We start from the raw sequence: 24,085 nt of genomic DNA, 5'->3' as shown, positions 1-24,085 counted from the left end.
CATCAGCATGCGCTACACTCTCCGCTTGTCTCATTCCTGCAACAGGGGAGAACCGATCCGTGGCACCCATCGAGATCTTCAACTTCGTCGTCGCCGTGCTCTTTGCGGTGTGCTTCTTCTACCAGTTCATCTTCTTTATCATTGGCTACGTGCGCAACGAGGTGAAGATCCCCAAGGCAAAGAAGCAGCACACGTACGCGTTCTTCATCGCGGCGCACAACGAGGAAGCCGTGATCGCCAACCTGGTGCAGTCCATCAAGGCACAGGACTATCCTTCCGAACTCATCGATATCTTCGTCGTCGCAGATGCCTGCACGGATGAGACGGCGGCGCGTGCCCGCGAGGCCGGAGCCATCGTCTATGAGCGCAACGACTTGGCGCGCAAGGGGAAGAGCTGGGTGATGGATTTCGGCTTCGACCGCATCCTCAACGAGTATCCGGGCAAACACGAGGCGTTCATCATCTTCGATGCCGACAACCTGCTGGCGCCTGATTACGTGACCATCATGAACGATGCCTTCGACCAGGGATATCTCGCGCTCACGAGCTATCGCAACTCCAAGAACTTCGGAAGCTCGTGGATTAGCGCTGCCTACTCCATCTGGTTTCTCCGCGAGGCCCGCTTCCTCAACAACGCGCGCATGCTCTGCGGCACCTCCTGCGCCGTCTCCGGTTCGGGCTACCTGGTCTCCTCCAAGATCGTGGAGGCCATGCACGGCTGGGACTTCCACACGCTCACCGAGGATATCCAGTTCTCGACCTTCTGCGCCGTCCATGGCATTCAGATCGGCTACGCGCCGGCTGAGTTCTTCGATGAGCAGCCACTGACCCTCTCCGCCTCCATCAAGCAACGCCGTCGCTGGGTCAAGGGTTTCTACCAGGTGTTCTTCACCTATGGCGGTCAGCTTGGCCAAGCCATCGCGAAGCGACGCTCCTTCGCGGCCTACGACCTGCTCATGGTCATCGCGCCCGCCACGCTGCTCACGCTCATCACGCTGCTCTCCAACGGGACGTTCCTGGTGGTCGGCGGCCTCTCCCACGGATTTCTCGCCACCGACGCCGAGATGCAGGCGTGCCTGCGGAGCATTCTCATCACGTTCGGCCTCATGTACGTCACGGGCTTCATGATGGCGTTGCTCACCACGGTGATCGAGCGCAAGCACATCCATTGCCGTCCGCGGTGGCGGGTGGTCACGAACCTCTTCACCTACCCGCTCTTCATGTTCACCTATATTCCGCTCACGGTGAGCGCGCTCTTCCTCAAGGTGGACTGGGTACCCACCCCGCACGACATCAGCGTGACGCTCGATCAGGTGATGGAGGGCGCGAAGTAGTCTTCGGTCCCCGCTTCGGGTTTCGGTACCGGGGTCCTAGACGTTCTGCGCGTTGCTCAGCAGGCTCTCGTCCACGGAGTCTCCCTGTTGGCCTTGCCAGCCGTTCTGGTCGTCGCCGGTCCCGTCATCCAGGTACCCGTAGCCCGGGTCGCTCGGGCCGGTTCCCATGTACCGAGCTGAATCGTACCGGTAGAGCCCGCTCGCCATGACCGAGTAGAACAGCATGATGGCGGCGAAGCAGAGTGCCACGATCACGCCGAGCACCGTTCCGGTGACGATGTAGGCGAAATTGGAAGCGGTGGTCTGACAGGTCGTCCCGGCACTTGCGCTCTGGACGTCGCTCGGTATGTTCTGAGGCATGGGCCCTCCCAAACGTGGTTGTTCCCGTGGCATTATAGGCCATGGACTGTGAAGGTTCGCGTGGTGCGGGGTATACAATGGCCGAGCATGGTTCACGCGCGGACAGGTTCCCGCGCCGATTGGGATTGCGAGGAGACCATGGATATGCCCGGTACCGCTCTGGATGCCCCGCGTGATGACGAGGCGGCGGAGCGCGCTCCTTTCGACGGGCTCGCCCTCGAGCGCGCGTACCTGCAACTCGCCCAGGAACGTGAAGGCGACCATGCCTCCCGTGCGGCGGCGCAGGCATACCTCGACGCCTCTCCCGCCAAGTACCACGGCGGCGAGACGGTCCCCTGGGGCTTCGTGCCCAAGCTCTTCAGCCGGCGCGATGCCGAGCGCCTGGCTCATATGGCTGAGACCATGGGCGCCATCATGGACAAGCTCACCCGTGCCTATCGGACGGACCCTGCGGTGCGCCGGGCCTTCGGCTTCTCGCCGCTCATCGAGCGCCTCTCGCTCGCGCCCGTTCCGTACCGAGCGCTCATCCCGATCGCCCGCGTGGACGTCTTTCTCGACGAGCGAACCGGTGCGTACAAGTTCTGCGAGCTGAATACCGATGGCTCCGCCGGCATGATGCTGACGACCGAGGTGGGCCGCGCGCTCCAGGGCACGGCGACCTATCGGGTCTTTGCCGAGTCGCACGCCCTTGCTGCTTACGACCTCTACGGACAGTGCGCCGACGCTGTCATCTCGTGCGCGCGCGAGGCCTTGGGAGATGACGTTCTTCGCGACGGCCTGCGCATCGCGGCGGTGGACTACGCCGAGAGCGTCTATCTGGCCGAGATCCAAGAGCTCGCGAACGCCTTCGAGGCTCGCGGTGCGCGCCTGCGTTTCACGGACGTCCGCGACCTCTCGTATCGGGACGGCGTGCTCTCGGATGCGCAGGGCCCGATTGACGCCGTGTTCCACCGCGTGGTGACGGGCGAGCTCGCGGACAAGCCGTGCCCGGGCGCCGATGCCCTCGCTGCCTGCGCCGAGGAGGGCCGCGTGCCCATCGTGGGCGCCTTCCGGACCTGGCCCGCCGCGACCAAGACCGCCTTCGCCGTCTTCCATAGCCCGCTTGCCGAGACGTTCCTCACACCGGAGGAGCTCGTCTTCGTGCGCGCCCATGTGCCCGAGACCGTGGTGCTGGATGAGAAGACCGACCTCTCGCGGTTCCGCAATCGCTCGCGCTGGATCGCCAAGCCGGCCGACGGCTACGCCGGCAAGGGCGTCGTCGCCGGTCTGGACGCGACCGATGATTCCTGGGCCGAGACGCTCGCCGAGCTCGCGGGCGTCCATGGCATCGTGCAGGAGTACGTGCCGCAGCCCTCCATGCCCTTCATGCCCGGCACCCCGAGCGTTGATTCGGAAGGCTCCGACGATACGCCCGCGTTCGAGGTGAACGCCATGATCGGCCTGTATCTCTTCAACGGGAGGTTCGGGGGCGTGTTCACGCGCGTTGGCACGTCGAACATCATCGACTACACCACGAGCCGCTACAACCTGGCGACGTTCGTCGTCGACTAGCGGGTCGTGTGGGGCGGCGCAGCTCGTCCGCCCCCAGCACGGGCGGCACTTCCAGCAGCTCAGCTCCTGCCTCGGTGAACAGCTCACGGTACCCCGGGTAAAGAAGAAACGCCCCCGGCTCCTCCTCCGAGCATTGGAGTTCGATCGCTACGAGCGGTTTCATAAGGATTCGCTTCCGCTTTCCACTGGGGTGCTACCATCACAAACCAGGACCAGTATGGCGACGGGGAGGTTCCCATGGACGATGCACCCGCGGGACATGCGAGCGGCGGGGACGGGGCTTTCGGCAGCAACCTGCTCGATGGTTCGCACGGTCTCAGCGCCCAGGTGCAGGGGAACTTGGTTCGCGTCTACCAGATGCTCGACGGTGTGGACAAGACCGATTCCGAGTTCGAGTGCACCGTTCGCGAGGATGTGATCGAGCATGACTTCTTCCAGCGCGGGGATATCGAGGCACTGAACGCGGCCGTCTGCGCGGCGGGCTCACGCTTTCCGGGGAGCACCCAGCTGCTCATCGCGTCCTTCGTGGTCTTCGAGTGGTACCACCGCTGCGATATCGACGTCCGGAAGCGCCTCGTGGCGTGGCAGCGCCTGCCCCGATTCGCTAGCGAATCGCGGCTGCCTGTCTTGGGCGCGGCCGAGAGGGGAGGAGGGTCTGCATGGATGCGCTTGTTTTCTTCATCGAAGCCATGCTCCGCGCGACCGCGGTCTTCGTGACTGCGGTCTTCCTGGGTGGCCCCGAATGGCCGTTCCTGGCACTTCTCGTCGTAGCCGCGGTGATCGATGTCCGGCAGCGGCGCCTGCCCAACCCGCTCGCCATCGCCCTGGTTCTCGTTGCGGCGCTCGTCGCCCTGCATCCCGCGCTCTTCCGCCTGCTCGATTGGTTCCATTGGGGACTGACCGCCCCCGACCCCCTCTGGGGCGATCTGGCTCGCAACCTCGTTGCCGCCGCTGCGGTAACCGCCCTGCTGGTGGCGGTCGAGCTCGTCTGGCGCCGGCTGCGCCGCGAGGCGGGCATCGGCATGGGGGATGCCAAGCTCCTCTTCGCCCTCGTGCTGGCCGATCCGGTGCGCGGGTTTGCCGCCTTTGCGGGCGGGCTCGTGCTCCTCGGTGTGGGGTGCCTGGTTTCGCACCGTCGCAACCTGCCGCTCATCCCCTTCGTGGTCCCTCTCTGGGCGGTCGGTCTCGCGTGGTGGCTGTACGCCTTCGCTTCACAGACCATGACCGGATAGCCGGGAGGCTGTGTCCTCGCAGCGTGCGAAGATGGCGGCAAGAAAGATCATATGAGAGGAACCCGCATGAACGAGAAGCTGAGAGCGCGCCTGAGCGACTTGCCCGATACCCTTTCCCCCGAGATCCTGGCCCGTATGGAGGCAGATCGTGCCGCGGGGTGGAGGAATCCGTTTCGCACCGATGACTCACAAGCGCTTCGGCGTGAGCCGCGCGAACAGGACGCCTCGAGCCTCTGGCGCCCCTCCTTCGTGCGCGACACCGAGAAGATCCTGCACCTGCCCGCGTACAACCGCTACAACGGCAAGACCCAGGTCTTCAGCTTCCGCAGCAACGACGACCTCTCGCGCCGCGGACTCCACGTGCAGCTCGTGGCTCGTATCGCACGCGATATCGGTTACGCGCTCGGTCTCAACGGCGACCTCATCGAGGCGATCGGACTCGGCCACGATCTGGGGCACACGCCTTTCGGGCACGCGGGCGAGCGCTGCTTGAACGATATCTTCCATGCCCGCACGGGCCGCTCCTTCTTCCACAACGTGCACTCGGTGCGGGTTATGGACACCCTCTATGGGCGAAACATCACCCTGCAGACGCTCGACGGAGCCCTCACGCATAACGGCGAGTACGAGCAGCGCGTCTTCCACCTCTCGGGACTGCGGGACTTCCCCGAGTTCGACCGTATCGTGGAGGATTGCTACGAGCAGGGCGACCTTGCGATCGGTCGGCTGCGACCCATGACGCTCGAGGGCTGCGTCGTCCGCATCTCCGACATCATCGCCTACGTGGGGCGCGATCGCCAAGACGCCATCGAAGCGGGACTCCTCACCGACGACGCCTTCGAGGACGGCCTTGGCGGGCGCTACAACTCCTGGATCCTCAGCCACGCTTCGGTCGATATCATCGAGCACAGCTACGGCAAGGACCATATCGAGATGAGCGAGGAGATGTTCGCCGAGATCCGCCGTGCCAAGGCTGAGAACTACGACAAGATCTACCGGGCGGGCGGGGTCGAGGGCGAGCACGCGGACGAGCTCAGGTACGCGTTCAACCTCATGTACGAGCATTTCCTGGGGGATCTGCGCGCCGGCGACGAGAACAGCTACATCTTCCGCCATCATATCCGCCGCATCGAGCGCCAGCTCGCCTACTACGACAAGATCTACGATTGGGAGGGGGATCTTGACCAGACGGTGGTCGATTACATCGCGAGCATGACGGACGGCTACTTCACCGAGCTTGCCACCACGCTCTTCCCGGAGCTCCACTTTCCGCGCCGAACCTATATCAACGAGCGGTAGCCGTTCCGTGAAGATACGAACACATGTGCTATAGTACGTGACATGGATACCTTGTTTTCGCAACAGAACCGCGAGCGTGAGCTCCGGAACGCGCCCCTTGCCGTGCGCATGCGCCCCACGACCCTCGACGAGTACGTGGGCCAGGATAAGGCCGTGGGGCCGGGGTCTTGGTTGCGCTCCGCGATCGAACACGACGTGCTCTCGAGCGTGATTCTCTACGGGCCGGCGGGTACGGGCAAGACCACGCTCGCGCATATCGTTGCCGAGCACACCCGGAGCGAGTTCGTCGAGGTCTCCGCCATCACCGGCACGGTGAAGGACCTGCGGCGCGAGATTGAGGAGGCGCGCCACCGCCTCATGCAGTTCGATCGCCGGACCATCCTCTTCGTGGACGAGATCCACCGGTTCTCGCGCTCGCAGCAGGATGCCCTGCTGCACGCCGTGGAGAACCGCACGGTGGTTCTCATCGGCGCCACCACCGAGAACCCGTACTTCGAGGTCAACTCCGCCCTGCTCTCCCGCAGCCGGGTGGTCGAGCTCGAGCATCTGGGCGACGATGACGTCCGCCGTCTGCTGCATCGCGCGCTCGAGGCTCCGCAGGGCCTTGCCGGCGCCTATTCGATGGACGAGGACACGATGTCCGCCGTGTGCTCTTTGGCGGCGGGAGATGCCCGCGCCGCGCTGACCACCCTCGAGCTCTCTAGTCAGATCGCGGTTTCACGCGAGGCGGGGGAGGACGGCCGGCGCGCTATCACCCTCGAGGACGTCCAGGTGGCAAACCCGCGTCGGGGGCTCACCTATGACAAGTCCGGGGATATGCACTACGACATCATCTCGGCGTTCATCAAGTCCATGCGCGGCAGCGATCCCGACGCCGCCGTCTACTGGCTCGCTCGCATGATCGACGCCGGCGAGGACCCCAAGTTCATCGCGCGGCGCATCATGATCCAGGCGAGCGAGGACGTGGGCAACGCTGATCCCCAGGCACTGCTCGTGGCCGAGGCGGCGTTCAAGTCCGCTGAGGTCATCGGCTATCCCGAGTGCCGCATCAACCTCGCTCAGGCGGCTATCTACGTGGCTCTCGCGCCTAAGAGCAACGCCGCCGAGTCCGCCATCGACGCCGCGCTCGCCGACGTGAGGATGAGCGGCGCCCGCGAGGTGCCCAACCATCTACGTGACCGGCACCGCCCCGGTAGCGACGCCTACGGCCCCTATCTGTATCCCCACGACTACCCGGAGGGCTGGGTGGAGCAACGCTACCTGCCCGAGGGCCTCGAGCGCGGGGCGTTCTACCACACCGCGGGGCGCGGCTGGGAGCAATGGCGCGTGGAGCAGAGCGAACGCGACCGTTCCGGCAACGCGCCCAAGGCGTCGTAGCATTCGCACTCGGGTATACTCCGCTCCCTAGAGACCGTGCCCTTGCAGCCACTCGAGCACGTCTTCGCACACCTGCTGTTTGCAGGGCTCGTTTAAGATCTCATGCCGATATCCCTGGTAGAGCTTGACCTCAACATCTTCCAGCCCCACGCGGAGGTATTGGCCCGCCGCGCGCTCAACCCCTCGGCCAAAGTCACCCACCGGGTCTTGGTCACCCGCGATGAAGAGCATCGGCAGCCCCTTGGGGATGCGCGCGGTGAGCTTGGCGCGTTGGGCATCACGCGCGAGCGAGGACAGCGTATGGTACGCACCCACCGTGAAGAGCTGTCCGCAGGCGGGGTCGGCAAGGTACTCATCCACCACGGCGCGGTCCGTCGAGATCCAATCCACCGGAGTCCGGGCGTCCGGAATGGCGCGCGAGAACCCGCCCGCCCCCATGCTGTCCACGAGCCCGCTTCGATGCCGCTCCCCGCGTACACGGGCGATGAGCGAGGTGAGTGCGATGCCCGCGCAGGTGAGTGCGACGGGCTGCTGGCCGGTGCCGCAGACCACCGCGGCGTTCACGCCGAACGCGTAGCGCGTAAGGTACACGCGCGTGACGAAGCTCCCCATGGAGTGACCGAAGATCACGTACGGCACGGCCGAGCCGCCGCCAACGCGCTCGAGTACCGCCGTCCTGAGCGCATGGACGTCCTCCACGAGCACATCCTCGCCTCCATGCAGAGGCATGTGCCCGAGCTCGTTCTCATCGCGAGCGCTCTTGCCATGGCCCACATGGTCGTTCGCGCAGACGGTGAACCCCGCTTTCACCAAGCGCTCGGCGAACTCCGCATAGCGCTCCACGTTCTCGGACATCCCGTGCACGATCTGGACCACGCCACGGTGCTGCTGCGTCGCGGTCTCGTCGGCTTCCCAGATAAGCGCTCGGATGGTCGAGTGCCCGTCACGGCTCGTATACATTATGGTCGTGGTGCGCATGTGTCCCCCAGCGGTCTGATCGTCTGCCTTGTTACTCGGTCATTCTGATGGTACCTGCAATGGGCGTCCTGGTGGCTGTGGTCTCCGGCGGACGGAAGGGGCCGCTGTTCGGCCAAGCCCGCCTTCGAGCGAACTGAGGAAACCCCGCACCGAAACCGCTGGTACGGGTAGCGGAAACGTTAACGAATCAAGATTCTTTGACATCTTCGTTCTACCCGTACCAGCGGTTTCGGCGCGGGGTTTTCCAGTTTCGCGAGAACCGGCTCGGCCGAACAGCGGCCCCTTCCGTCCGCCGGAGACCGCGCTCCTCACTGGAGAGCTTGCGATCACTCGCCCTTGAGCGCCGCCTCCACCGTCTCGCCCGCGTCGCCCGCGAGCGAGCGGCGCTTGGGGCTCACGATGCGCTGCGCGGGGTAGACGCCGCTGTGGCCGACTACGAGGTAGGCCACGAACGCGACGATGACGTAGTAGACTGCGGCGTCTCCTCCGAAGAGGTCGAGGCCCATGAGGATCGTCGTGATGGGGACGTTCAGGGCGGCGCCGAAGACGCCGATCATGCCGAGTGCCGCGAGGAAGCTCGGGTCCATCCCCGCGAGCTGGCCGAACCACCCGCCGAGCGCCGCGCCGATACCGAAGAGCGGGGTGACCTCGCCGCCCTGGAAGCCGGCGCCGAGCGTGAGGGCGGTGAGCACGAGCTTCAGGAGCGGGTCGGCGAGGGTCGTCTTGCCTTCGAACCCGGCGCCGACGAGCCATTCGGAGAGGCCGGCGTATTGCCAGGCGTTGAGGGCGGCGTATGCGCCGAGGACCACGAGCGCGCCCACGAGGGCGGCGACCAGGTAGTTGGTGATGCGCGTGGCGTAGATTCGCTTGACGGCGCGGATGGAGGCGGCGAACAAGCGCGCCGTGAGGCCAAATGCTACGGCGGCGGCTACGGTGAGCACGATGCTTGCCGGGGAGAGCGCGGGGACGGCGACGATCGCGTGTCCCCCGTGTTGAGTGCCGAGCGCCTGCGCCACGGCGTTGCCGGTGAACGAGGCGGCCAGGCAGTAGAGGGCGGAGCTGTAGTCGAGCTTGCCCACGTAGCACATCTCCATGCCGAAGAAGGCGCCGGCGAGCGGGGTGCCGAAGACGGCGCCGAAGGCGGAGCTGATGCCGCCGAGCATGAGGTCGTGGTGGTCGTGCCCGCCCAGGTGCGCGGCATGGCTCACGTTGCTCGCGATGGTGCCGCCCATCTGCACCGCCGCCCCCTCACGACCGGCGGAGCCGCCCGTCAGGTGGGTGGCGACGGAGCACAGGAACGTGAGGACGGCCATGCGGGCGTGGATGAGGCGCGGGGAGAGCGCGCTGTCGATGACGAGGTTGTTGCCCCGGCGCGATTGGAGGCCATAGTTCCGGTAGAGCCAGGCGGTGACGACGCCGACGGCGGGCAGCAGGATGAACACCAGGCGATGGCCCTCCCGGAAATCTGTGACCACGTCGAGCGAGAGGAGGAACGCCCAGGCGGCGATGCCCATGAGCACCGAAACGAGTTCGACGAGCAGGAGGAGCCGCGTGCTCTGTGCGAGGTTCCGCACGTCGCGCACGGTGTCGGTGGCAACCTGGCGTTCGCTCGTCTTGAGGTAAGACCGCGCCGCGGCCACCGCGTCGGGGATGATCGCTCGGTTCCGCCCGTTCTCTCGTGCAACAGCCATTCCGCTCCACCGTTCCCTTCGACCTGTGTCCGCGCGCCATTATACGCGGCGATTCGCTGCCGCAGAAAACCTCTGCCCGTTATGGCGTTGAGGTTTCGCGATAACGTTACGGAAGGTCGTGTATGAGACTATACTCACCCGAGCATAGTGTTTCGGAAAGGGAGGAAGCCCATGGCGGAGAACATGATTCTGGTCGAGGAGGCGCGCGACATCGTGCTCGATCATGTGGGGCAGATGCCGAGGGTTCGCGTTCCCGTCTGGAAGGCCGCCGGCCTGCCGCTCGCCGAGGACGTGGTAACCGATATCGACCTGTCTCCGTTCGCCAACAGCGCCATGGACGGATACGCCGTGGTGGCCGCGGATCTGACGGGTGCCTCAGAGGGCGCTCCCGTGGAGCTCGACGTGGTGGGCCATGAGGCCGCCGGCCACGTCTTCTCCGATAGGGTGGAGCCTGGCCATGCGGTGCGCATCATGACGGGCGCACCCGTTCCCGAGGGCGCCGACGCCGTGGTGAAGTACGAGGTCGTGCAGGTGCTCGAGGGGGATGGCAACGAGGGCTCTCGCATCAGGTTCTCCGCGCCCGCCAAGGTGGGCGAGAACATCCGCGTGGCGGGTCTCGAGGCCCACGCCGGCGAGGCCGTGCTCCGCGCCGGCGATGTGGTGACCCCTGCCGGCTGCGGGCTGCTCGCGTCTGCCGGTGCGTCCGAGGTCACCGTGCACGCGGCTCCGCGCGTCGGCATCATCGCGCTCGGCACCGAGCTCGTCTCGCCCGACCAGGTGCCCGCGCGCGGACAGATCCGCGACGCCAACTCCGCCGCGCTCATGGCCGCTACCGTGACGGCTGGAGCTGAACCGGAGTTCTTCGGTATCGCGCCAGATGACCCTGTAGCCATCGAGCAACTCGTGCTCAAAGCGGCTGAGACCTGCGACTTCGTCGTCACGAGCGGTGGTGCTTCCGCGGGCGACTACGATTACGTGACGGCCCTGGTGGAGCGCGAGGGCCAGGTGCTTTTCGACCACATTTCCATGAAACCCGGTAAGGCCATCACCTTCGGCCTGCTCGCGGGCAAGCCGTTCCTGGGGCTTTCCGGCAATCCGGCCGCTGCCGTGGTCGGCTTCGAGATGCTCGCGCGCCCCGCGATTCGCAAGATGCGCGGATTCAGCGCCTTCGACCGTCCCGTTCAGATGGCGCGCGTGGATCGCGAGATCAAGAAGCGTCAGGCGCGCCGGTTCTACAATCGTGCGCACGTCGAGCGCGATGCGGCGGGCGAGCTCGTCGTTACCGAGGCACCGAGCCAGAACTCCGCGCTCCTGGGCACGCTCCAGCGCGCCAACTGCCTGCTCAAGGTTGCTGACGGCTTCGAGGGAATTCCTGCCGGCGGCATGGCGGAGGTCGTGCGCATCGACATTCCCGAGGGCACCGTTCTATAGTGGTGCCGGTCAGGTCCCCGTTGTCAGACTCGTAGGAGGAGCATCTCATCATGAAGTTCGCGATTATCACGTGCAGCGACACGCGCAGTCTCGCCGAGGACGAGGCCGGCGCCGCACTCGAGGAACTCATCCGCGCCGCGGGCTGGGAGGTCGTCAGCCATGTGGTGGTGCCCGACGAGCGCCCCTTCATCGCCGGCTCCATCGTGAGGGCCGTGGACGATGAGGGCGTGGACGTGGTCATCACCTGCGGCGGCACCGGCCTCTCGCCGCGCGACGTGACGCCCGAGGCCACGCGCGACACCTGCGACCGCGACGTTCCCGGCATCGCCGAGGCGATCCGCGCGTACTCCATGGGCAAGACGCGCCGCGCCATGCTCAGCCGTGCCGTCAGCATGCAGCGCAGCCGCGCGCTCGTGGTCAACTTCCCCGGCTCCACCAAGGCGGCTCGCGAGAGCTGGGAGGCGGTGTCCGACCAGTTCGAGCATGCCAAGAAGATGGCTGCCGGCGGCGGGCACTGAGTGCACGAGAACGTTTCCCCTTCGGGTGAAATTGTTTCAACTCCATGTATCGCGCGGTTCCGCTGGGGCGGGCCGCGCGACTTTTCTATAGTGGAGATGGCAATCGGTTCAATCCGAGATGGTTGTGGCGCCCGCTTTGTGCGGGCGATTTTGTGCCCGCAGGGGTTCGCCCGGTGCGGATAGGAAAGGGGAGTAGAGCGTGGGCCTTTTTGGCAAGAAGGGTGATATGGGTTCTTCGGGTACCGCGAGCGGTTCTCGGCTGAGCGACGCGGAGATGCAGCGTGCCGGGCGCCATCTGGCAGAGGAGCTCGGCACCGGTGCCGAGGAGCGCTTCGGCGCCGGCATGAGCATCGATCAGGCGATCGCGCGCCTGGACGGCGCGCATCCGGACATCTTCAACCAGGGGATTATCTGGGACGCCGTCTCCTTCGGAGATGAGCGGGAGATGCACGCCCTCGCCGGCATGCTGCTCTCCCACGGCATCCGCTGCGTGGTCCACGACGGGAAGCTCGTCTTCCGCCACGCCGACGTGCGGCGGATCCTGGTGGAGCTCGGCTATATGAGCGCCGAGGACCTCGCCGCGCAGGCGGAGGCCGAGCAGGCGGCCGAAGCTGCAGCTCCTCGCACGTACGAGGGGACCGCGTCCGTCTCCGTGGAGACCGGACTCCTGGAGGAGGGCGCCGCACCGGCACCCGCCATGTCCGCCGCCCCCGCTGGGCGGGAGTGCTCCGAGTTTCGCCCGATCGCGCGCGCCCTGTCGGCCCGTGAGGAAGAGCGCGAGCGTGCCGAACTCGACGACGAATCCGCGGTCGAGCGTCTGCAGGCCCGCGCCGCCGCGAAGCCGGGGCACGCGCTCAGCGCGGAGGAGCGCGCCGAGCTCCTGGAGCACCTGGCGAGCATGGCCGACGAGCGGCGCGTGCCCACCCTCGCCTCTCCGCTGCGCGTGCCCGAAGCGTTCTCGCACCTCCTGGGCTTCGATGCCCCCGCCGCCCCGCGCAGCTTCGCCGCGCGCGCCTTCCGCATCAGCATGCAGCTGTTGCTCATCTACGCCGTGTGCCTGACGGGTGAGAAGATCGCGGCGCTCGTTCCCATCGGCATCCCGGGAAACATCGTCGCCATGGTGCTCCTGCTCGTGTTCCTGCTCTCGGGCGTCATCCGCATGGAGTCCATCAGCCTGGCCGCCGACTTCCTCCTCGACCACATGGCGGTCTTCTTCGTGCCGGCGGCCGTCTCCATCATGGGGAGCTTCGACCTCATCGCGCCCAACCTCGCCAAGCTCCTGGCGGTGTGCCTTATCACCACCGTCCTCGTCTTCTTCGTCACCTCGTTTACCGTGGCGACGGTCATGAACGTCATGGCGAAGCACGGTCACGGCATGCCCGTCTCGGCTTCGCCCACCGAATCGTCCTCGTCCCCCAAGGAGGCCTAGTGCCATGGAAGCCCTGCACGTCATCTTCGGCGTCGTCATCTCGATCGCGGCCTTCCAAGTGGCCGTCGCGCTCAACCGGCGCGTTCACTCACCGCTCTTGAATCCGTTGCTGGTCTCGGTGGCCTTCATCATCATCTTCCTCGTGGTCTTTCACATCCCGCTCGCCACCTATCAGGAGGGGGCCAAGGTCATCTCCAGCTTCCTGGGGCCGGCCACGGCGGTGCTCGCGTACTCCATCTTCCGTCAGATAACGGTGCTCAAGAAGCACTTCATCCCCATCCTCGCGGGATGCCTGGCCGGTTCGATCACCTCGATGGTCTCGGCTTGGGGGCTCTGCGAGATCATGGGCCTCTCTGATTCCATCGCCATTTCCACCGTGGCCAAGTCCGTGACCACGCCCATCGCCATCGGCATCACCAGCACGCTCGGTGGCGTCCAGTCCGTGACCGTGGCCGCGGTGATCGTTTCGGGCATCATGGGCTCCATGCTCGCGCCCACGCTGACCCGCCTTTTCCGGGTGAAGAGCCCCATCGCCGCGGGCGTGGCCATCGGTGCGAGCAGTCATGCGGTGGGCACGGTCCGCGCCGCGCAGATGGGAGAGCTCGAGGGCGCCATGAGCGGTCTGGCGATCTCGGTCTCCGGTCTGCTCACCCTCGTGCTGGCGCTCATGATCCATACCTTGGGGTAGGTCTTTCGGCTTTCAAATCGGCGCCACGTTTCTACGGCTCGGATCCCCTCTTCAAAAATATTCTCGGGAGAATATAATACTCACCGAAGAATAGGGGTGGGAAGGGCCGCCCCGTAAGCTCCAGGGAAGGAAGTCTTCATGAACGTAACGCGTCGTACCTTCATCGCCACCGCTGGCACCACCGCCGCCGTCGCGCTGGCCGGCTGCAGCAGCAACAACGCCGCCAAGGATGCCGGCTCCACGGCCAACAAGGGCTCCGCTGCCGGTTCTGCCGCCGCTTCCGGCGTGGAGCTCCAGATCTTTGCCGCCAACTCGCTTGAGAAGGCCCTGCCCGAGGTCCAGCAGCTCTACACCGACCAGACCGGTACCACCTTCGCCGACACCCAGTTCAAGGCTTCCGGCGACCTCGTTGAGCAGATGAAGGCCGGCGCCGCCGTCGACGCGCTCATCACCGCTTCCAAGGGCACCATGGACGACGCCGTGGACGCCTCGCTCGTGGACGAGTCCACCCGTACCGACATGTTCACGAACGACCTCGTGATCGTGAAGGCCGACGGTTCCGATGTCACCGTGACCGCCATCGGCGACGTTGCCACGATCGACGGCAAGATCGCCATCGGCGATGCCAAGACCGTGCCTGCCGGCAAGTACGCCAACCAGGCGCTTGCCTCCGTGGGGCTCTACACCGGCACCGAGGGCGACGACGGCGAGTACGCGCCCGAGATCGCCGACAAGGTCGCGCTCGCCGACAAGGTCGGTACTGCCGCCAAGTACGTCTCCACGGGCGACTGCGCCGCGGGCTTCGTGTACAGCTCCGACATCTTTCGCTACGACGGCATCGTCGAGGCGTTCGTCTGCCCCGAGGATTCCCACAAGCCCATCGTGTACCCGGGCGCCGTGGCAGCTTCGTCCCAGAACGCCGATGAGGCCGATAAGTTCCTCGACTTCTGCCTGACCAACAAGGATGCGCAGAAGATCTGGTCCAAGTACGGCTTCGAGCTCTCCGCGTAAGCGTTTCGCTCGATAGTAGACAGTAGAATTGAGGCGCGGGTGAGCCGGAAGCTGGCTTCCCGCGCCTTTTGCGTTATCTGGAAGCGAAGGGATTGTTACCCATGGGTGCCGTGTCATCTCGAACTCCCCGCGCGGGCGCGTTGCTCGCGTTCCTTGCCTGCGTCCTCGCGATCGCCGCAGCTTTGGTCCCGACGTCCGCCCTCGCGGCAACGGTGACGTTCGAGACCGCTGACGGCCGCCAGGCCAAAGAGGATTCCGCGCTCCTCGAGGGCGTGGATTTCGGTTTGAACGGTTTCGAGCGGAACGCGAAGGGCACCGCGCGCGCCATGAAGGGCCAACCCGACGGGTATCGCTTCCCGCTCCTGGAGGACTCCACGCTCGTGGTCGTCCGCACGCCGGAGAACGTGATCGTCTGGGTCGATGCGTCCGCCGCCGCGCGGGCGGGGTTCAAGCTGGACGACGCCTCGGCGCAGAGGAGCTTGAAGACCATGCTGCAGGGTCTGGACGAGACCCACTCCATGGGCGGTGCCCTGCTCTCTGATGTGGCGGACCCCTGGGTCTTCACCACGGATGAATCGGTGACCCAGGGGGACTACACGTATCGATTCCGCGTCCAGGGCGAGGACGGGGACTGGTACGCCACCGTGACCGCGAGCAATGCCGCGGCCGATCCCACGAGCCTCGACCTCGGCAACGGCGCGCTTTGGAGCGATGACGCCGCGCTGGTCTCGTTCGGCGAGGTCGCCACCACCGAGCCGCCGACCTTCACCGACCGCGCCCAGGCCTTCTTCGGCGGCATCGACTACCGTCCATTCTGGGTCTCGGTGAAGACGAGCGCCATCGCGCTGGCGTTCTCCTTCGTGCTCGGCCTCCTTGCTGCGTGGCGCTGCATGGGCACCTCTTCGCGGCTGAAGGGCCTGCTGGACTCCGTGTTCACCATCCCCATGGTGCTGCCTCCCACGGTCTGCGGCTTCCTGCTGCTGATGCTCTTCGGTCAGTCCACCAGTATCGGCCGCTGGCTCATCGCGCACGGTGTCAGCCTGGTGTTCACCTGGCCGGCCGCGATTATCTCGGCCGCCGTGGTGAGCTTCCCGCTCATGTACCGCACCGCGCTCGGCGCCTTCGAGGGCCTGGACCCGCAGATGCTCGACGCAGCGCGCACGCTCGGCTGGTCTGAGCTGCGCATCTTCCGCAAACTCATGCTGCCGCTCGGGTGGCCGTCCATCGCCGCGGGCACGGTGCTCGCCTTCGCGCGCGCCATGGGCGAGTTCGGCTGCACGCTCTTCTTCGCTGGCAACTACGCGGGCATCACGCAGACCATCCCCATCGCCATCTACTTCGAGTGGATGGGCGGCAATACCGCGGTGGCGCTCTTCTGGGTCGTCGTCGTGATCCTGTTCAGCTTCCTCGTGATCCTGTTCATCAACATCTACACCGCGCACTCCCAGAAGTACCGCCGGTGCGGCTTCACGCGCGCCGAGCGTCGGCAGATGGCCGCTGCCGGGGGTGCGGGCGTTGCCGCGGGTGTGTCCGACGGCCTGGATGTTTCGGGCAGCGACTCCTTGAGCATCGACCGCGAAGCGCTCCGTCAGCTGCTGGGCGGCTCCGATGTCTCGAACGGTTCCGATGCGAAAGGGGGCGAGTGAGCCATGTCGCTCAGCCTCGATATCAAGAAGCACTATCCCGGATTCACCCTCGATATCAAGCTCGAGGCCGGGGACGAGCGCGTGGCGCTGCTCGGTGCCTCGGGATGCGGCAAGAGCTGCACGCTTCGCTGCATCGCGGGCGTCGAGACGCCGGACGAGGGATGCATCGTCGTGGACGGGGTGACCTTCTTCGATTCAAAAGCCGGGGTGAACCTGACGCCCCAGCAGCGAAAGACCGCGCTTCTCTTCCAGAATTACCAGCTCTTTCCCAACATGAGCGTGGCCGATAACGTCTGCGCCGGCATGGACGTCGGGATCCCCGCGGTCCAGCGTGCCGAGCTCGCTCGTCGCTACCTCCAGATCTTCGGCATGGCCGATTACGCAGACCGCTACCCGGCCCGGTTGTCCGGTGGTCAGCAGCAGCGCGTGGCCCTCGCTCGCATGATCGCCGCGCGCCCGGCCATCTACATGTTCGATGAGCCCTTCTCCGCGCTTGATTCCTTCTTGAAGAACGCCCTCGAGCAGAACATGCTCGACCTCTTCTCGGTGGTGGGGCGCACCGTGCTTTACGTGAGTCACGACATCGACGAGGCCTGCCGGCTCTGCCAGCGCATCTGCGTCATGCACAACGGGCACGTCGAGGAGGTGGGCACGGTCGCCGACATGGTGGAGCGCCCGCGATCGCTTGCCGGGCTGCGGCTCACGGGGTGCAAGAACACCAGCCGCGCGCGGAAGGTGGGGGAGACCGAGGTCGAGGCGATCGACTGGGGCATGTCCTTCGACACGGGACGTCCCGTGCCCGATGACGTGCGCTACCTGGGCGTGCGCGCGAGCTATATGCATGTGGAGCGCCCGCGCCCCGACGGCGCCTCCGGGCGCAATGGCTTCAACCTCACCGTTGCCCGCACGAGCGATTCCCGATTCGAGCGCGTGATCCAGCTCGACCCGCCTCTGCCCGGTGTGACGAATCGCCTGACGTGGCGGTTGAGCAAAGTCGACACGGCGGAGGAGGACCTGCCGCGCGAGGGCGACGTGCTGCGCATGCATTTCGATGCCCGGAAGATCCTGCTCGTGACGCGATAGCCTCTCAAGCGGTCGGGAAACCTTGGGGTGGCGGCAGATGATGAATCAGACGTTGCCCCAGCGCCGATGCTCGCGTATAATACTCTGCGCATTTGGGACAACGGGACGTGGCGCAGTTTGGTAGCGCGCCTGCTTTGGGAGCAGGATGTCGCAGGTTCAAATCCTGTCGTCCCGACCATATTCGCGGGCGTAGTTCATCGGTAGAACCTCAGCCTTCCAAGCTGATGAGGCGGGTTCGACTCCCGTCGCCCGCTCCAGGAGATAGCGCAGGTCGAACGGTATGAAAGCGTTCGACCTGTTGTTCTTTTCAGAGCCTGCGCAACGTGTTCGTTACGATTCGGCAACATTCCCGCAACCTGGAAACGCATCCGTAACAAAACAAATCCATACTGCATGACGGTTCAGGAATATACCTGATGAGACGTTTTTATTTGGAGGCATCATGGGTTACACGCAAAGGGTGATCGACGAGCTCAAGGCTCGCTACGCCGACCAGCCTGAGTTCATTCAGGCCGCCGACGAGGTACTCACGAGCATCGCACCGGCCGTTGACGCCGATCCGGCGTACGAGGAGGCCAGCCTGCTCGAGCGCCTGGTCGAGCCGGAGCGCGTCATCATGTTCCGCGTCCCCTGGGTCGATGACGCCGGCAAGGTGCAGGTGAACCGCGGCTACCGCGTGGAGTTCAACTCCGCGCTCGGCCCCTACAAGGGCGGCCTGCGCTTCAACCCCACCGTCACCCTCGGCATGCTCAAGTTCCTCGGCTTCGAGCAGATCCTCAAGAACTCGCTGACCACGCTTCCCATGGGCGGCGGCAAGGGCGGTTCCGACTTCGACCCCAAGGGCAAGTCCAACCGCGAGATCATGGCCTTCTGCCAGTCCTTCATGACCGAGCTCTGCCGCCACATCGGCCCCAACACCGACGTTCCCGCCGGTGACCTGGGCGTGGGCGGCCGCGAGATCGGCTACCTCTTCGGCCAGTACAAGCGCATCCGCGACGAGTGGTCCGGCGTGCTCACCGGCAAGGGCCTTTCCTTCGGCGGCTCCCTCGCGCGCACCGAGGCCACCGGCTACGGCCTCGTGTACTACGTGGACGAGCTGCTCAAGAGCCAGGGCGACTCCTTCGAGGGCAAGACCGTCGTGGTCCACGGCTCCGGCAACGTCGCCATCTACGCCATCCAGAAGGTGGCCCAGCTGGGCGGCAAGACCATCGCAGCCTCCGACACCAAGGGCTGGGTCGAGGATCCCGAGGGCATCGACTACCAGGTGCTCGAGGACATCTACAACAAGAAGCGCTCCGGTCACGACCAGGGTGTGAGCCTCGCCCTCTACGTGGAGTCCCGCCCCAACGCCACCTGGCACGCCGAGGACGGCCGCGGCGTCTGGTCGCTGCCCTGCGACATCGCGCTGCCCTGCGCCCGCGAGAACACGCTGCTCCTCGAGGACGCCGAGAAGCTCGTCGCCAACGGCGTCAAGGCCGTGGGCGAGGGCGCCAACATGCCCACCACCACCGAGGCCACGAACTACTTCATCGAGCACGGCGTGGCCTTCTGCCCGGGTAAGGCCGCGAACGCCGGCGGCGTGCTCGTCTCCGGCCTGGAGATGAGCCAGAACGCCGAGCACCTGTCCTGGACCTTCGAGGAGGTCGACGGCAAGCTCGAGCAGCTCATGCGCGGCATCTACCACAACTGCGCCGACACCGCCAAGGAGTACGGCTTCGAGGGCAACCTCGTGGTCGGCGCGAACATCGCCGGCTTCCTCAAGGTGGCCGACGCCATGCTGGCCCAGGGCATCGTGTAGCTCACACGCTTTGCAGCATGCCCCTGCCGCCCGCGCGGCGGGGATTCGGGATGGGCGGCCCTCGGGTCGCCCTTCTTTTATTCACCTCTCATGGCCCGCGGGCGACTGGCGTCAACCGTTAAGAACAGGTAATCGGTAACCGGTGGTCATGTGTCGAACGTACCATCGGCCCTATACTTATCCGAATCGTTTTGGGAACGTTCACATCTTGTGTTGGACGAGTCATCGGACGGCTTCCCCGGTCCCCGCGCGTTCGTGGGGCCGGCGCGCGGCCACCCGGGAAAAGGGAGAAGGCATGAGCGAGAAATCGAGCAAGGGGCGCAAACCGGTTCGACCGGGGGCACCCGTCCCACCGGCGGGCACCGCAGCATCGCCCGCGGCCGACGACGAGAAGCCGGTCGAGGAGCAGGGGGCCGTCGCCTCGGATGACGCCGCCGGCGGTGGCGCGTCTGCGGAGACGGCCCCCGACTTCAACGATTACGGCGCCAAGCCCAAGAAGCGCCACCGCGTGCTCAAGGTCGCCGCGATCGTCCTCGTCGTCTGGCTCGCCTTCACGGGCGTCCGGCTCTTCATCGAGTTCGGGCCCTTCCACCAGCAGGCGGCGCAGCTCTCCATGGGCGACGCGTACTCCGACAACCTGAGCCCCGACAAGTACGACCTGCAGACGCCGCAGCGCGATCTCGAGCCCGACCACGAGTTCGACTTCGATCTGGACGACGGCGTGGACCTGGGCCTCGAGAACATCGGCGACGAGGCCACCGGCGACTACCAGATCGCGGACGCCACCGGCTCTGCGCGCGTCTTCGCCGATGGCGCCCTCACCGAGGAGATCCCCATCCAGGTCACGCAGGTGAACGACGACGGTAAGAACGAGCTTCAGGTGGAGCCGACGTTCGTCACGTGCCGCGACAAGTCCAAGGGCTACGACGACGTGGACGGCGACGACGTCTTCCACAAGGACACCCTCAAGGGCGCGTGGGGCCGCTGGTACGGCTTCGGGGGCTATTACCTGGTGCGCTACATCGGCTCGGACGGCAAGAAGCTCGAGAAGCCCCAGGTCACCTACTTCACCGTCAAGGACGACGTGAACGCGCCCGAGAACCAGCTCGCCGCCCCACAGAACCTGCAGTTCGCGGTCCAGGACGACGGCGGCCTCGGCATCTCCTGGGACAAGGTTGACGGCGCCAAGAAGTACAAGGTGTACATGAAGACGGTGGACCCCACGGTCTCCGATCCCTCCCAGGGCGTCGAGCTGTCGCTCCTCGCCACCACCACGGACACGAAGATCAACACGCTCGACTACGACCCCGAGTCCAAGAGCTCCCAGCAGCGCGCCGCCGACGACGCTGCCAAGTGGGGCGACGCGGGCGCCTCGAACTACCACCAGAACTACCAGTTCGACGACCTCGTGATCGGCGATGACGAGGACGCCGTCTACTACAACCGCGAAAAGGTCAAGCAGGGCGCACAGGGCCTCGAGGTGGTGTACGCCCCTACGAAGGACAAGGTCAAGGCCACGTCCATCACCGTCGTGGCCGTGGGTGACGGTTCCGATGACCAGCAGTCGCCCTTCCAGTTCAAGAGCATCAACAACCTGCTGAGCCAGATCCCCGTAAAGGACGCCATCAACGTGAACAGCGATTGGGCCCAGCAGGCTCCCGACTCCCGCGCCGATCCGAAGGCGTACCTCGCCCACCGGCTCATCACGTACGTGACCATGGCGGACGGAACCGCGGCTTCGATCGTGAACGACATCGACGTCTCCAAGATGACGAGCACGGACAGCAGCATGATCGAGGGCGCGGACGAGAGCGATCCCTCCACCTGGTCCAAGCGCTCCTACACGCGTCTCGAGATTCCCTACAAGGTTCGGAACACGCTCATCACCAGCACCTTCACGCTGGACGGCACGGACTGGCCGGGCGGCGCGGACGAGATCGAGAAGGCTGCCGACGAGCAGCTCACGGCCATGGCCAAGGCGAACCCCGCTGTCGGCTCGCCGCAGCGCGCGAACTTCGACAACGACGTGGACTGGGCGGCCATCCAGAAGTCGACCAAGGCCGTGTCTGAGCCGGCCGACGTTCCCTATCCCGTCTCCGGCAGCTCCGACTACGTGAAGTTCGTGGCGAGCAACATCATGGCCGGCAACATGTACCTGGACATCACCAAGTACGCCACCCAGGCGGGTGCGCCGGACATCACCGACGTGGTCGAGGAAGCCTGCGCCCAGAACCCGATGACGATGGTGTGGCCCGGCGGCATGAGCGTGAACGAGCGCACCGAGGGCGACAAGGTCACCGTGGCGCTCTACATTAACGGCCTGAACGCCGAGGGCGAGGACAACGACATCCCAGCGCTCAACAAGAAACGCGAGGAAACCTACAAGGTGATCAAGCAGATCGTGGCCGACGCCGTGCAGGACGGCATGTCCGACGCGGATAAGGTCAAGGCGCTCGACGCCGCCCTCTCGAACCGCCTGTTCTACGACTGGGACAGCTACTACCTGAACTCCGGCCAAGGGGATAAGGCCGACTTCGACTCGATGGACGTCTGGAAGCACCGCGGCTACGCCGCCTACGAGCTCCTCGACGACAACCGCGTGGTGTGCTCGGGTTACGCCGCGATCTTCAAGGCCTGCGCCGACGAGGCGGGGGTCAAGAGCCTCTACGTGACGGGTACCGTGCCGCCGCAGCCGGGCTCCAACAACAACGGCCACGCCTGGAACCTCGTGAACGTCGACGGCACCTGGAAGGTCGTGGACGTGACCTGGGACGACACGGACCAGGGCGACAACCAGTCCGACGGCCAGTACCTGATGCTCGACCAGAAGGACCCGAAGCTCGACGGCCGCGTGTACGATAAAGACGCGCTGCTGGATTCCGTGGTGGAGGACTACGTGGATCCGAGCCGCCTGGCCGCGTAGCGCGCCCCGGCCCGATCCCTGTCCGCCGCCGGAGCCGAGCGCTCGGGCATTCCCGGCGGGGCGTACCCGTGCTCCCGCGCCGCCGGCGCCAGGTGAGACCGATTCGCTTGGGCCCGGCGGCGCTTCGGCGCCCCGGGCCCATCATCTGGATAAGGTATGCACCCTTTTTCCTCCCCACCTGTTCTGCTACCATATGCAGGGCTGTGACCATGCTGCGGGCGTGGCGGAATTGGTAGACGCGCCAGATTTAGGTTCTGGTGGGATTCCCGTGAAGGTTCGAGTCCTTTCGCCCGCACCACTCACATCTTTCTGGATCTGTTGTCAACAGGGGTTATCGGCGCCCTAAAATCGCCGAGGGTATGAGGAGGAACTTTGAACATCTCTGCTTCTGACGTGAAGGATTCCAAGCTCACCGCCACGGTCACCATCCCGGCCGCGGACGTGGACGCCGCCATCAAGAAGGCCTACCGCGCTGCCGCCAAGCAGTACCGCTTCCCGGGCTTCCGCGCCGGCAAGGCCCCGCGTCAGGTCATCGACAGCATGCTGGGCACCGAGGCCGTGCTCGCTCAGGCCACCAACGACCTCATCGGTGCCAGCGAGCCCCAGATCCTCAACGAGCTCGACATCGTTCCCGTCAAGGACGGCAACTTCCAGGACATCGACATGGTCAAGGACCACGAGGACTACACCTTCGCCGTGGAGTACTCCCTGCGTCCCGCCCCCGAGCTCTCCAGCTATGAGCCCGTCGAGATCGAGATGCCGCCCGCGGAGGTCACCGAGGCCGAGATCGACGCCCAGGTTGACATGCTCATGAGCTACCACTCCACGTTCGAGGACGCCGACCGCGCCGTCGAGGACGGCGACTACGTCACCGCCGACATCAAGAACGTCAAGAACGCCGAGGCCATCTCCGGCGAGGGCCGCATGGTCGCCGTCGGCGCCGGCAACCTCCCCAAGGCTTTCGACGAAGCGCTTGTCGGCATGAAGACCGGCGAGACCAAGGAGGTCTCCTGGACCCCCGAGGTCGAGGGTGCCCCCGAGGCCGCCGTCGAGGTGACCGTCAAGAACGTCCGCGAGCGCAAGACTCCCGAGCTCACCGATGAGTTCGTGAAGGAGAACTTCGGCTTCGACGATATCGCCGCCATGCGCGACGCCGTGAAGCTCGAGCTTGAGGCTGACAAGACCTCCCAGCTGCCGCAGCTCAAGGAGAACCGCGCCGTCTCCAAGCTCGCCGAGCGCTTGCAGCTTGACGAGATGGACGCCGACTACGAGCAGTCCGTCTTCCAGGACCTCGGCCAGAACTTCCTGCAGAGCCTGTCCTCCCGCGGCATGACGCTCGACACCTGGCTCTCCGCCAACGGCCTCACCTCCGAGGCGTTCATCGCCGACCTGCACCGTCAGGCCAACGACGTCGCCCGTGAGTCCCTGGCCCTCGACGCGCTCGCCCGCGAGCTCAAGATCGAGGTCACCGACGAGGACATTGACGAGGAGTTCAAGCGCGCCGGCGTTGCCGACGTGGAGGCCAGCAAGAAGCAGTTCATCGCCGAGGGCCGTATGCCCGCCGTCCGCGATTCCATTCGTCGCAGCAAGGCCGTCGACCAGCTCGTGGCAGACGCCAAGGTGACCGAGGTCGACGAGTTTGCCAAGGCCGCCGAGGAGAAGGGCGCCGACGCCGAGTAGCTTCTCCCGCGTTTAGCCCTACCGCATACGGGGTACGTTGTCCGGGTAACCGGATC

19 protein-coding genes and 3 tRNA genes are annotated in these 24,085 nt (G+C 65.6%); 19 read left to right on the top strand and 3 right to left on the bottom strand.

The annotated features are described in order from the left end of the window. The first annotated feature begins 59 nt into the window (after positions 1 to 59). Positions 60 to 1,334 (top strand): glycosyltransferase family 2 protein, encoded by a 1,275-nt coding sequence (locus GDJ97_RS00230; RefSeq protein WP_152069234.1) that lies wholly within the window; start codon positions 60 to 62, stop codon positions 1,332 to 1,334. A gap of 36 nt (positions 1,335 to 1,370) precedes the next feature. Here GDJ97_RS00230 and GDJ97_RS00225 read toward each other — a convergent pair whose 3' ends face one another. Next, positions 1,371 to 1,694, bottom strand: coding sequence for a hypothetical protein (locus tag GDJ97_RS00225; protein WP_152069233.1), 324 nt, complete (start codon positions 1,692 to 1,694; stop codon positions 1,371 to 1,373). A 144-nt stretch (positions 1,695 to 1,838) separates the two neighbouring features. Between GDJ97_RS00225 and GDJ97_RS00220 the strand changes: the two genes are divergently transcribed. The 5 genes from GDJ97_RS00220 (at position 1,839) to GDJ97_RS00200 (ending at position 7,153) form a co-directional block, all read left to right on the top strand. Beyond that, entirely contained in the window at positions 1,839 to 3,245 is a 1,407-nt protein-coding gene (locus GDJ97_RS00220; protein ID WP_152069232.1) for a hypothetical protein, read from the top strand. 237 nt (positions 3,246 to 3,482) lie between these two features. Beyond that, entirely contained in the window at positions 3,483 to 3,962 is a 480-nt protein-coding gene (locus GDJ97_RS00215) for a hypothetical protein (RefSeq protein ID WP_152069231.1), read from the top strand. Continuing rightward, positions 3,905 to 4,477 carry a prepilin peptidase gene (locus GDJ97_RS00210; protein ID WP_226808619.1) on the top strand — a complete coding sequence of 191 codons (573 nt, stop codon included), beginning with the start codon at positions 3,905 to 3,907 and terminating at the stop codon, positions 4,475 to 4,477. Before GDJ97_RS00215 ends, GDJ97_RS00210 begins: the two co-directional genes overlap by 58 nt. Positions 4,478 to 4,543: 66 nt before the next feature. Beyond that, entirely contained in the window at positions 4,544 to 5,776 is a 1,233-nt protein-coding gene (locus GDJ97_RS00205; protein ID WP_226808617.1) for a deoxyguanosinetriphosphate triphosphohydrolase family protein, read from the top strand. 42 nt (positions 5,777 to 5,818) lie between these two features. Continuing rightward, a complete protein-coding gene (locus tag GDJ97_RS00200; RefSeq protein WP_152069229.1) occupies positions 5,819 to 7,153 on the top strand; it encodes a replication-associated recombination protein A in 1,335 nt (444 codons plus the stop codon). 27 nt (positions 7,154 to 7,180) lie between these two features. Here GDJ97_RS00200 and GDJ97_RS00195 read toward each other — a convergent pair whose 3' ends face one another. Both GDJ97_RS00195 and GDJ97_RS00190 read right to left on the bottom strand, forming a co-directional pair. After that, positions 7,181 to 8,131: an alpha/beta fold hydrolase gene (locus tag GDJ97_RS00195; protein ID WP_152069228.1), complete on the bottom strand. Its 951-nt coding sequence runs from the start codon at positions 8,129 to 8,131 to the stop codon at positions 7,181 to 7,183. A 326-nt stretch (positions 8,132 to 8,457) separates the two neighbouring features. Then, positions 8,458 to 9,822: a chloride channel protein gene (locus GDJ97_RS00190; protein WP_152069227.1), complete on the bottom strand. Its 1,365-nt coding sequence runs from the start codon at positions 9,820 to 9,822 to the stop codon at positions 8,458 to 8,460. A gap of 171 nt (positions 9,823 to 9,993) precedes the next feature. On the opposite strand from GDJ97_RS00190, the gene glp reads away from it, so the two are divergent. The 13 genes from glp (at position 9,994) to tig (ending at position 24,029) form a co-directional block, all read left to right on the top strand. Beyond that, positions 9,994 to 11,253, top strand: coding sequence for a gephyrin-like molybdotransferase Glp (gene glp / locus GDJ97_RS00185; RefSeq protein WP_152069226.1), 1,260 nt, complete (start codon positions 9,994 to 9,996; stop codon positions 11,251 to 11,253). A 50-nt stretch (positions 11,254 to 11,303) separates the two neighbouring features. Next, positions 11,304 to 11,771 (top strand): molybdenum cofactor biosynthesis protein B, encoded by a 468-nt coding sequence (locus GDJ97_RS00180; RefSeq protein WP_152069225.1) that lies wholly within the window; start codon positions 11,304 to 11,306, stop codon positions 11,769 to 11,771. Positions 11,772 to 11,997: 226 nt separating this feature from the next. Further along, on the top strand, positions 11,998 to 13,200 hold the full coding sequence (locus GDJ97_RS00175; RefSeq protein WP_152069224.1) for a CidA/LrgA family protein: 1,203 nt from the start codon (positions 11,998 to 12,000) through the stop codon (positions 13,198 to 13,200). 4 nt (positions 13,201 to 13,204) lie between these two features. Next, positions 13,205 to 13,888: an LrgB family protein gene (locus tag GDJ97_RS00170; RefSeq protein WP_152069223.1), complete on the top strand. Its 684-nt coding sequence runs from the start codon at positions 13,205 to 13,207 to the stop codon at positions 13,886 to 13,888. Positions 13,889 to 14,026: 138 nt separating this feature from the next. Beyond that, on the top strand, positions 14,027 to 14,899 hold the full coding sequence (modA, locus tag GDJ97_RS00165) for a molybdate ABC transporter substrate-binding protein (protein ID WP_152069222.1): 873 nt from the start codon (positions 14,027 to 14,029) through the stop codon (positions 14,897 to 14,899). Positions 14,900 to 15,000: 101 nt separating this feature from the next. Then, complete coding sequence (gene modB / locus GDJ97_RS00160; RefSeq protein WP_152069221.1) at positions 15,001 to 16,545, top strand: molybdate ABC transporter permease subunit; 1,545 nt, start codon at positions 15,001 to 15,003, stop codon at positions 16,543 to 16,545. 3 nt (positions 16,546 to 16,548) lie between these two features. Beyond that, the gene (locus GDJ97_RS00155) at positions 16,549 to 17,628 is read left to right on the top strand and encodes a sulfate/molybdate ABC transporter ATP-binding protein (protein WP_152069220.1); all 1,080 of its coding nucleotides are present in this window, start codon (positions 16,549 to 16,551) and stop codon (positions 17,626 to 17,628) included. A 101-nt stretch (positions 17,629 to 17,729) separates the two neighbouring features. Next, positions 17,730 to 17,806 (top strand) — tRNA-Pro (locus GDJ97_RS00150). A 5-nt stretch (positions 17,807 to 17,811) separates the two neighbouring features. Continuing rightward, a tRNA-Gly gene (locus GDJ97_RS00145) sits at positions 17,812 to 17,885 on the top strand. A gap of 185 nt (positions 17,886 to 18,070) precedes the next feature. After that, complete coding sequence (gdhA, locus tag GDJ97_RS00140; RefSeq protein ID WP_152069219.1) at positions 18,071 to 19,426, top strand: NADP-specific glutamate dehydrogenase; 1,356 nt, start codon at positions 18,071 to 18,073, stop codon at positions 19,424 to 19,426. A 295-nt stretch (positions 19,427 to 19,721) separates the two neighbouring features. Then, positions 19,722 to 22,349 (top strand): transglutaminase domain-containing protein, encoded by a 2,628-nt coding sequence (locus GDJ97_RS00135; protein ID WP_152069218.1) that lies wholly within the window; start codon positions 19,722 to 19,724, stop codon positions 22,347 to 22,349. Positions 22,350 to 22,563: 214 nt separating this feature from the next. After that, positions 22,564 to 22,647, top strand: a tRNA-Leu gene (locus tag GDJ97_RS00130). A 74-nt stretch (positions 22,648 to 22,721) separates the two neighbouring features. Beyond that, complete coding sequence (tig, locus tag GDJ97_RS00125; RefSeq protein ID WP_152069217.1) at positions 22,722 to 24,029, top strand: trigger factor; 1,308 nt, start codon at positions 22,722 to 22,724, stop codon at positions 24,027 to 24,029. Positions 24,030 to 24,085 lie beyond the last annotated feature (56 nt).

Source organism: Collinsella sp. AK_207A (assembly GCF_902501965.1).
Classification (GTDB): Bacteria; Actinomycetota; Coriobacteriia; order Coriobacteriales; family Coriobacteriaceae; genus Collinsella.
Note: the sequence above shows the minus strand (reverse complement) of the source record. Positions and strands in the feature narration are given on the sequence as shown.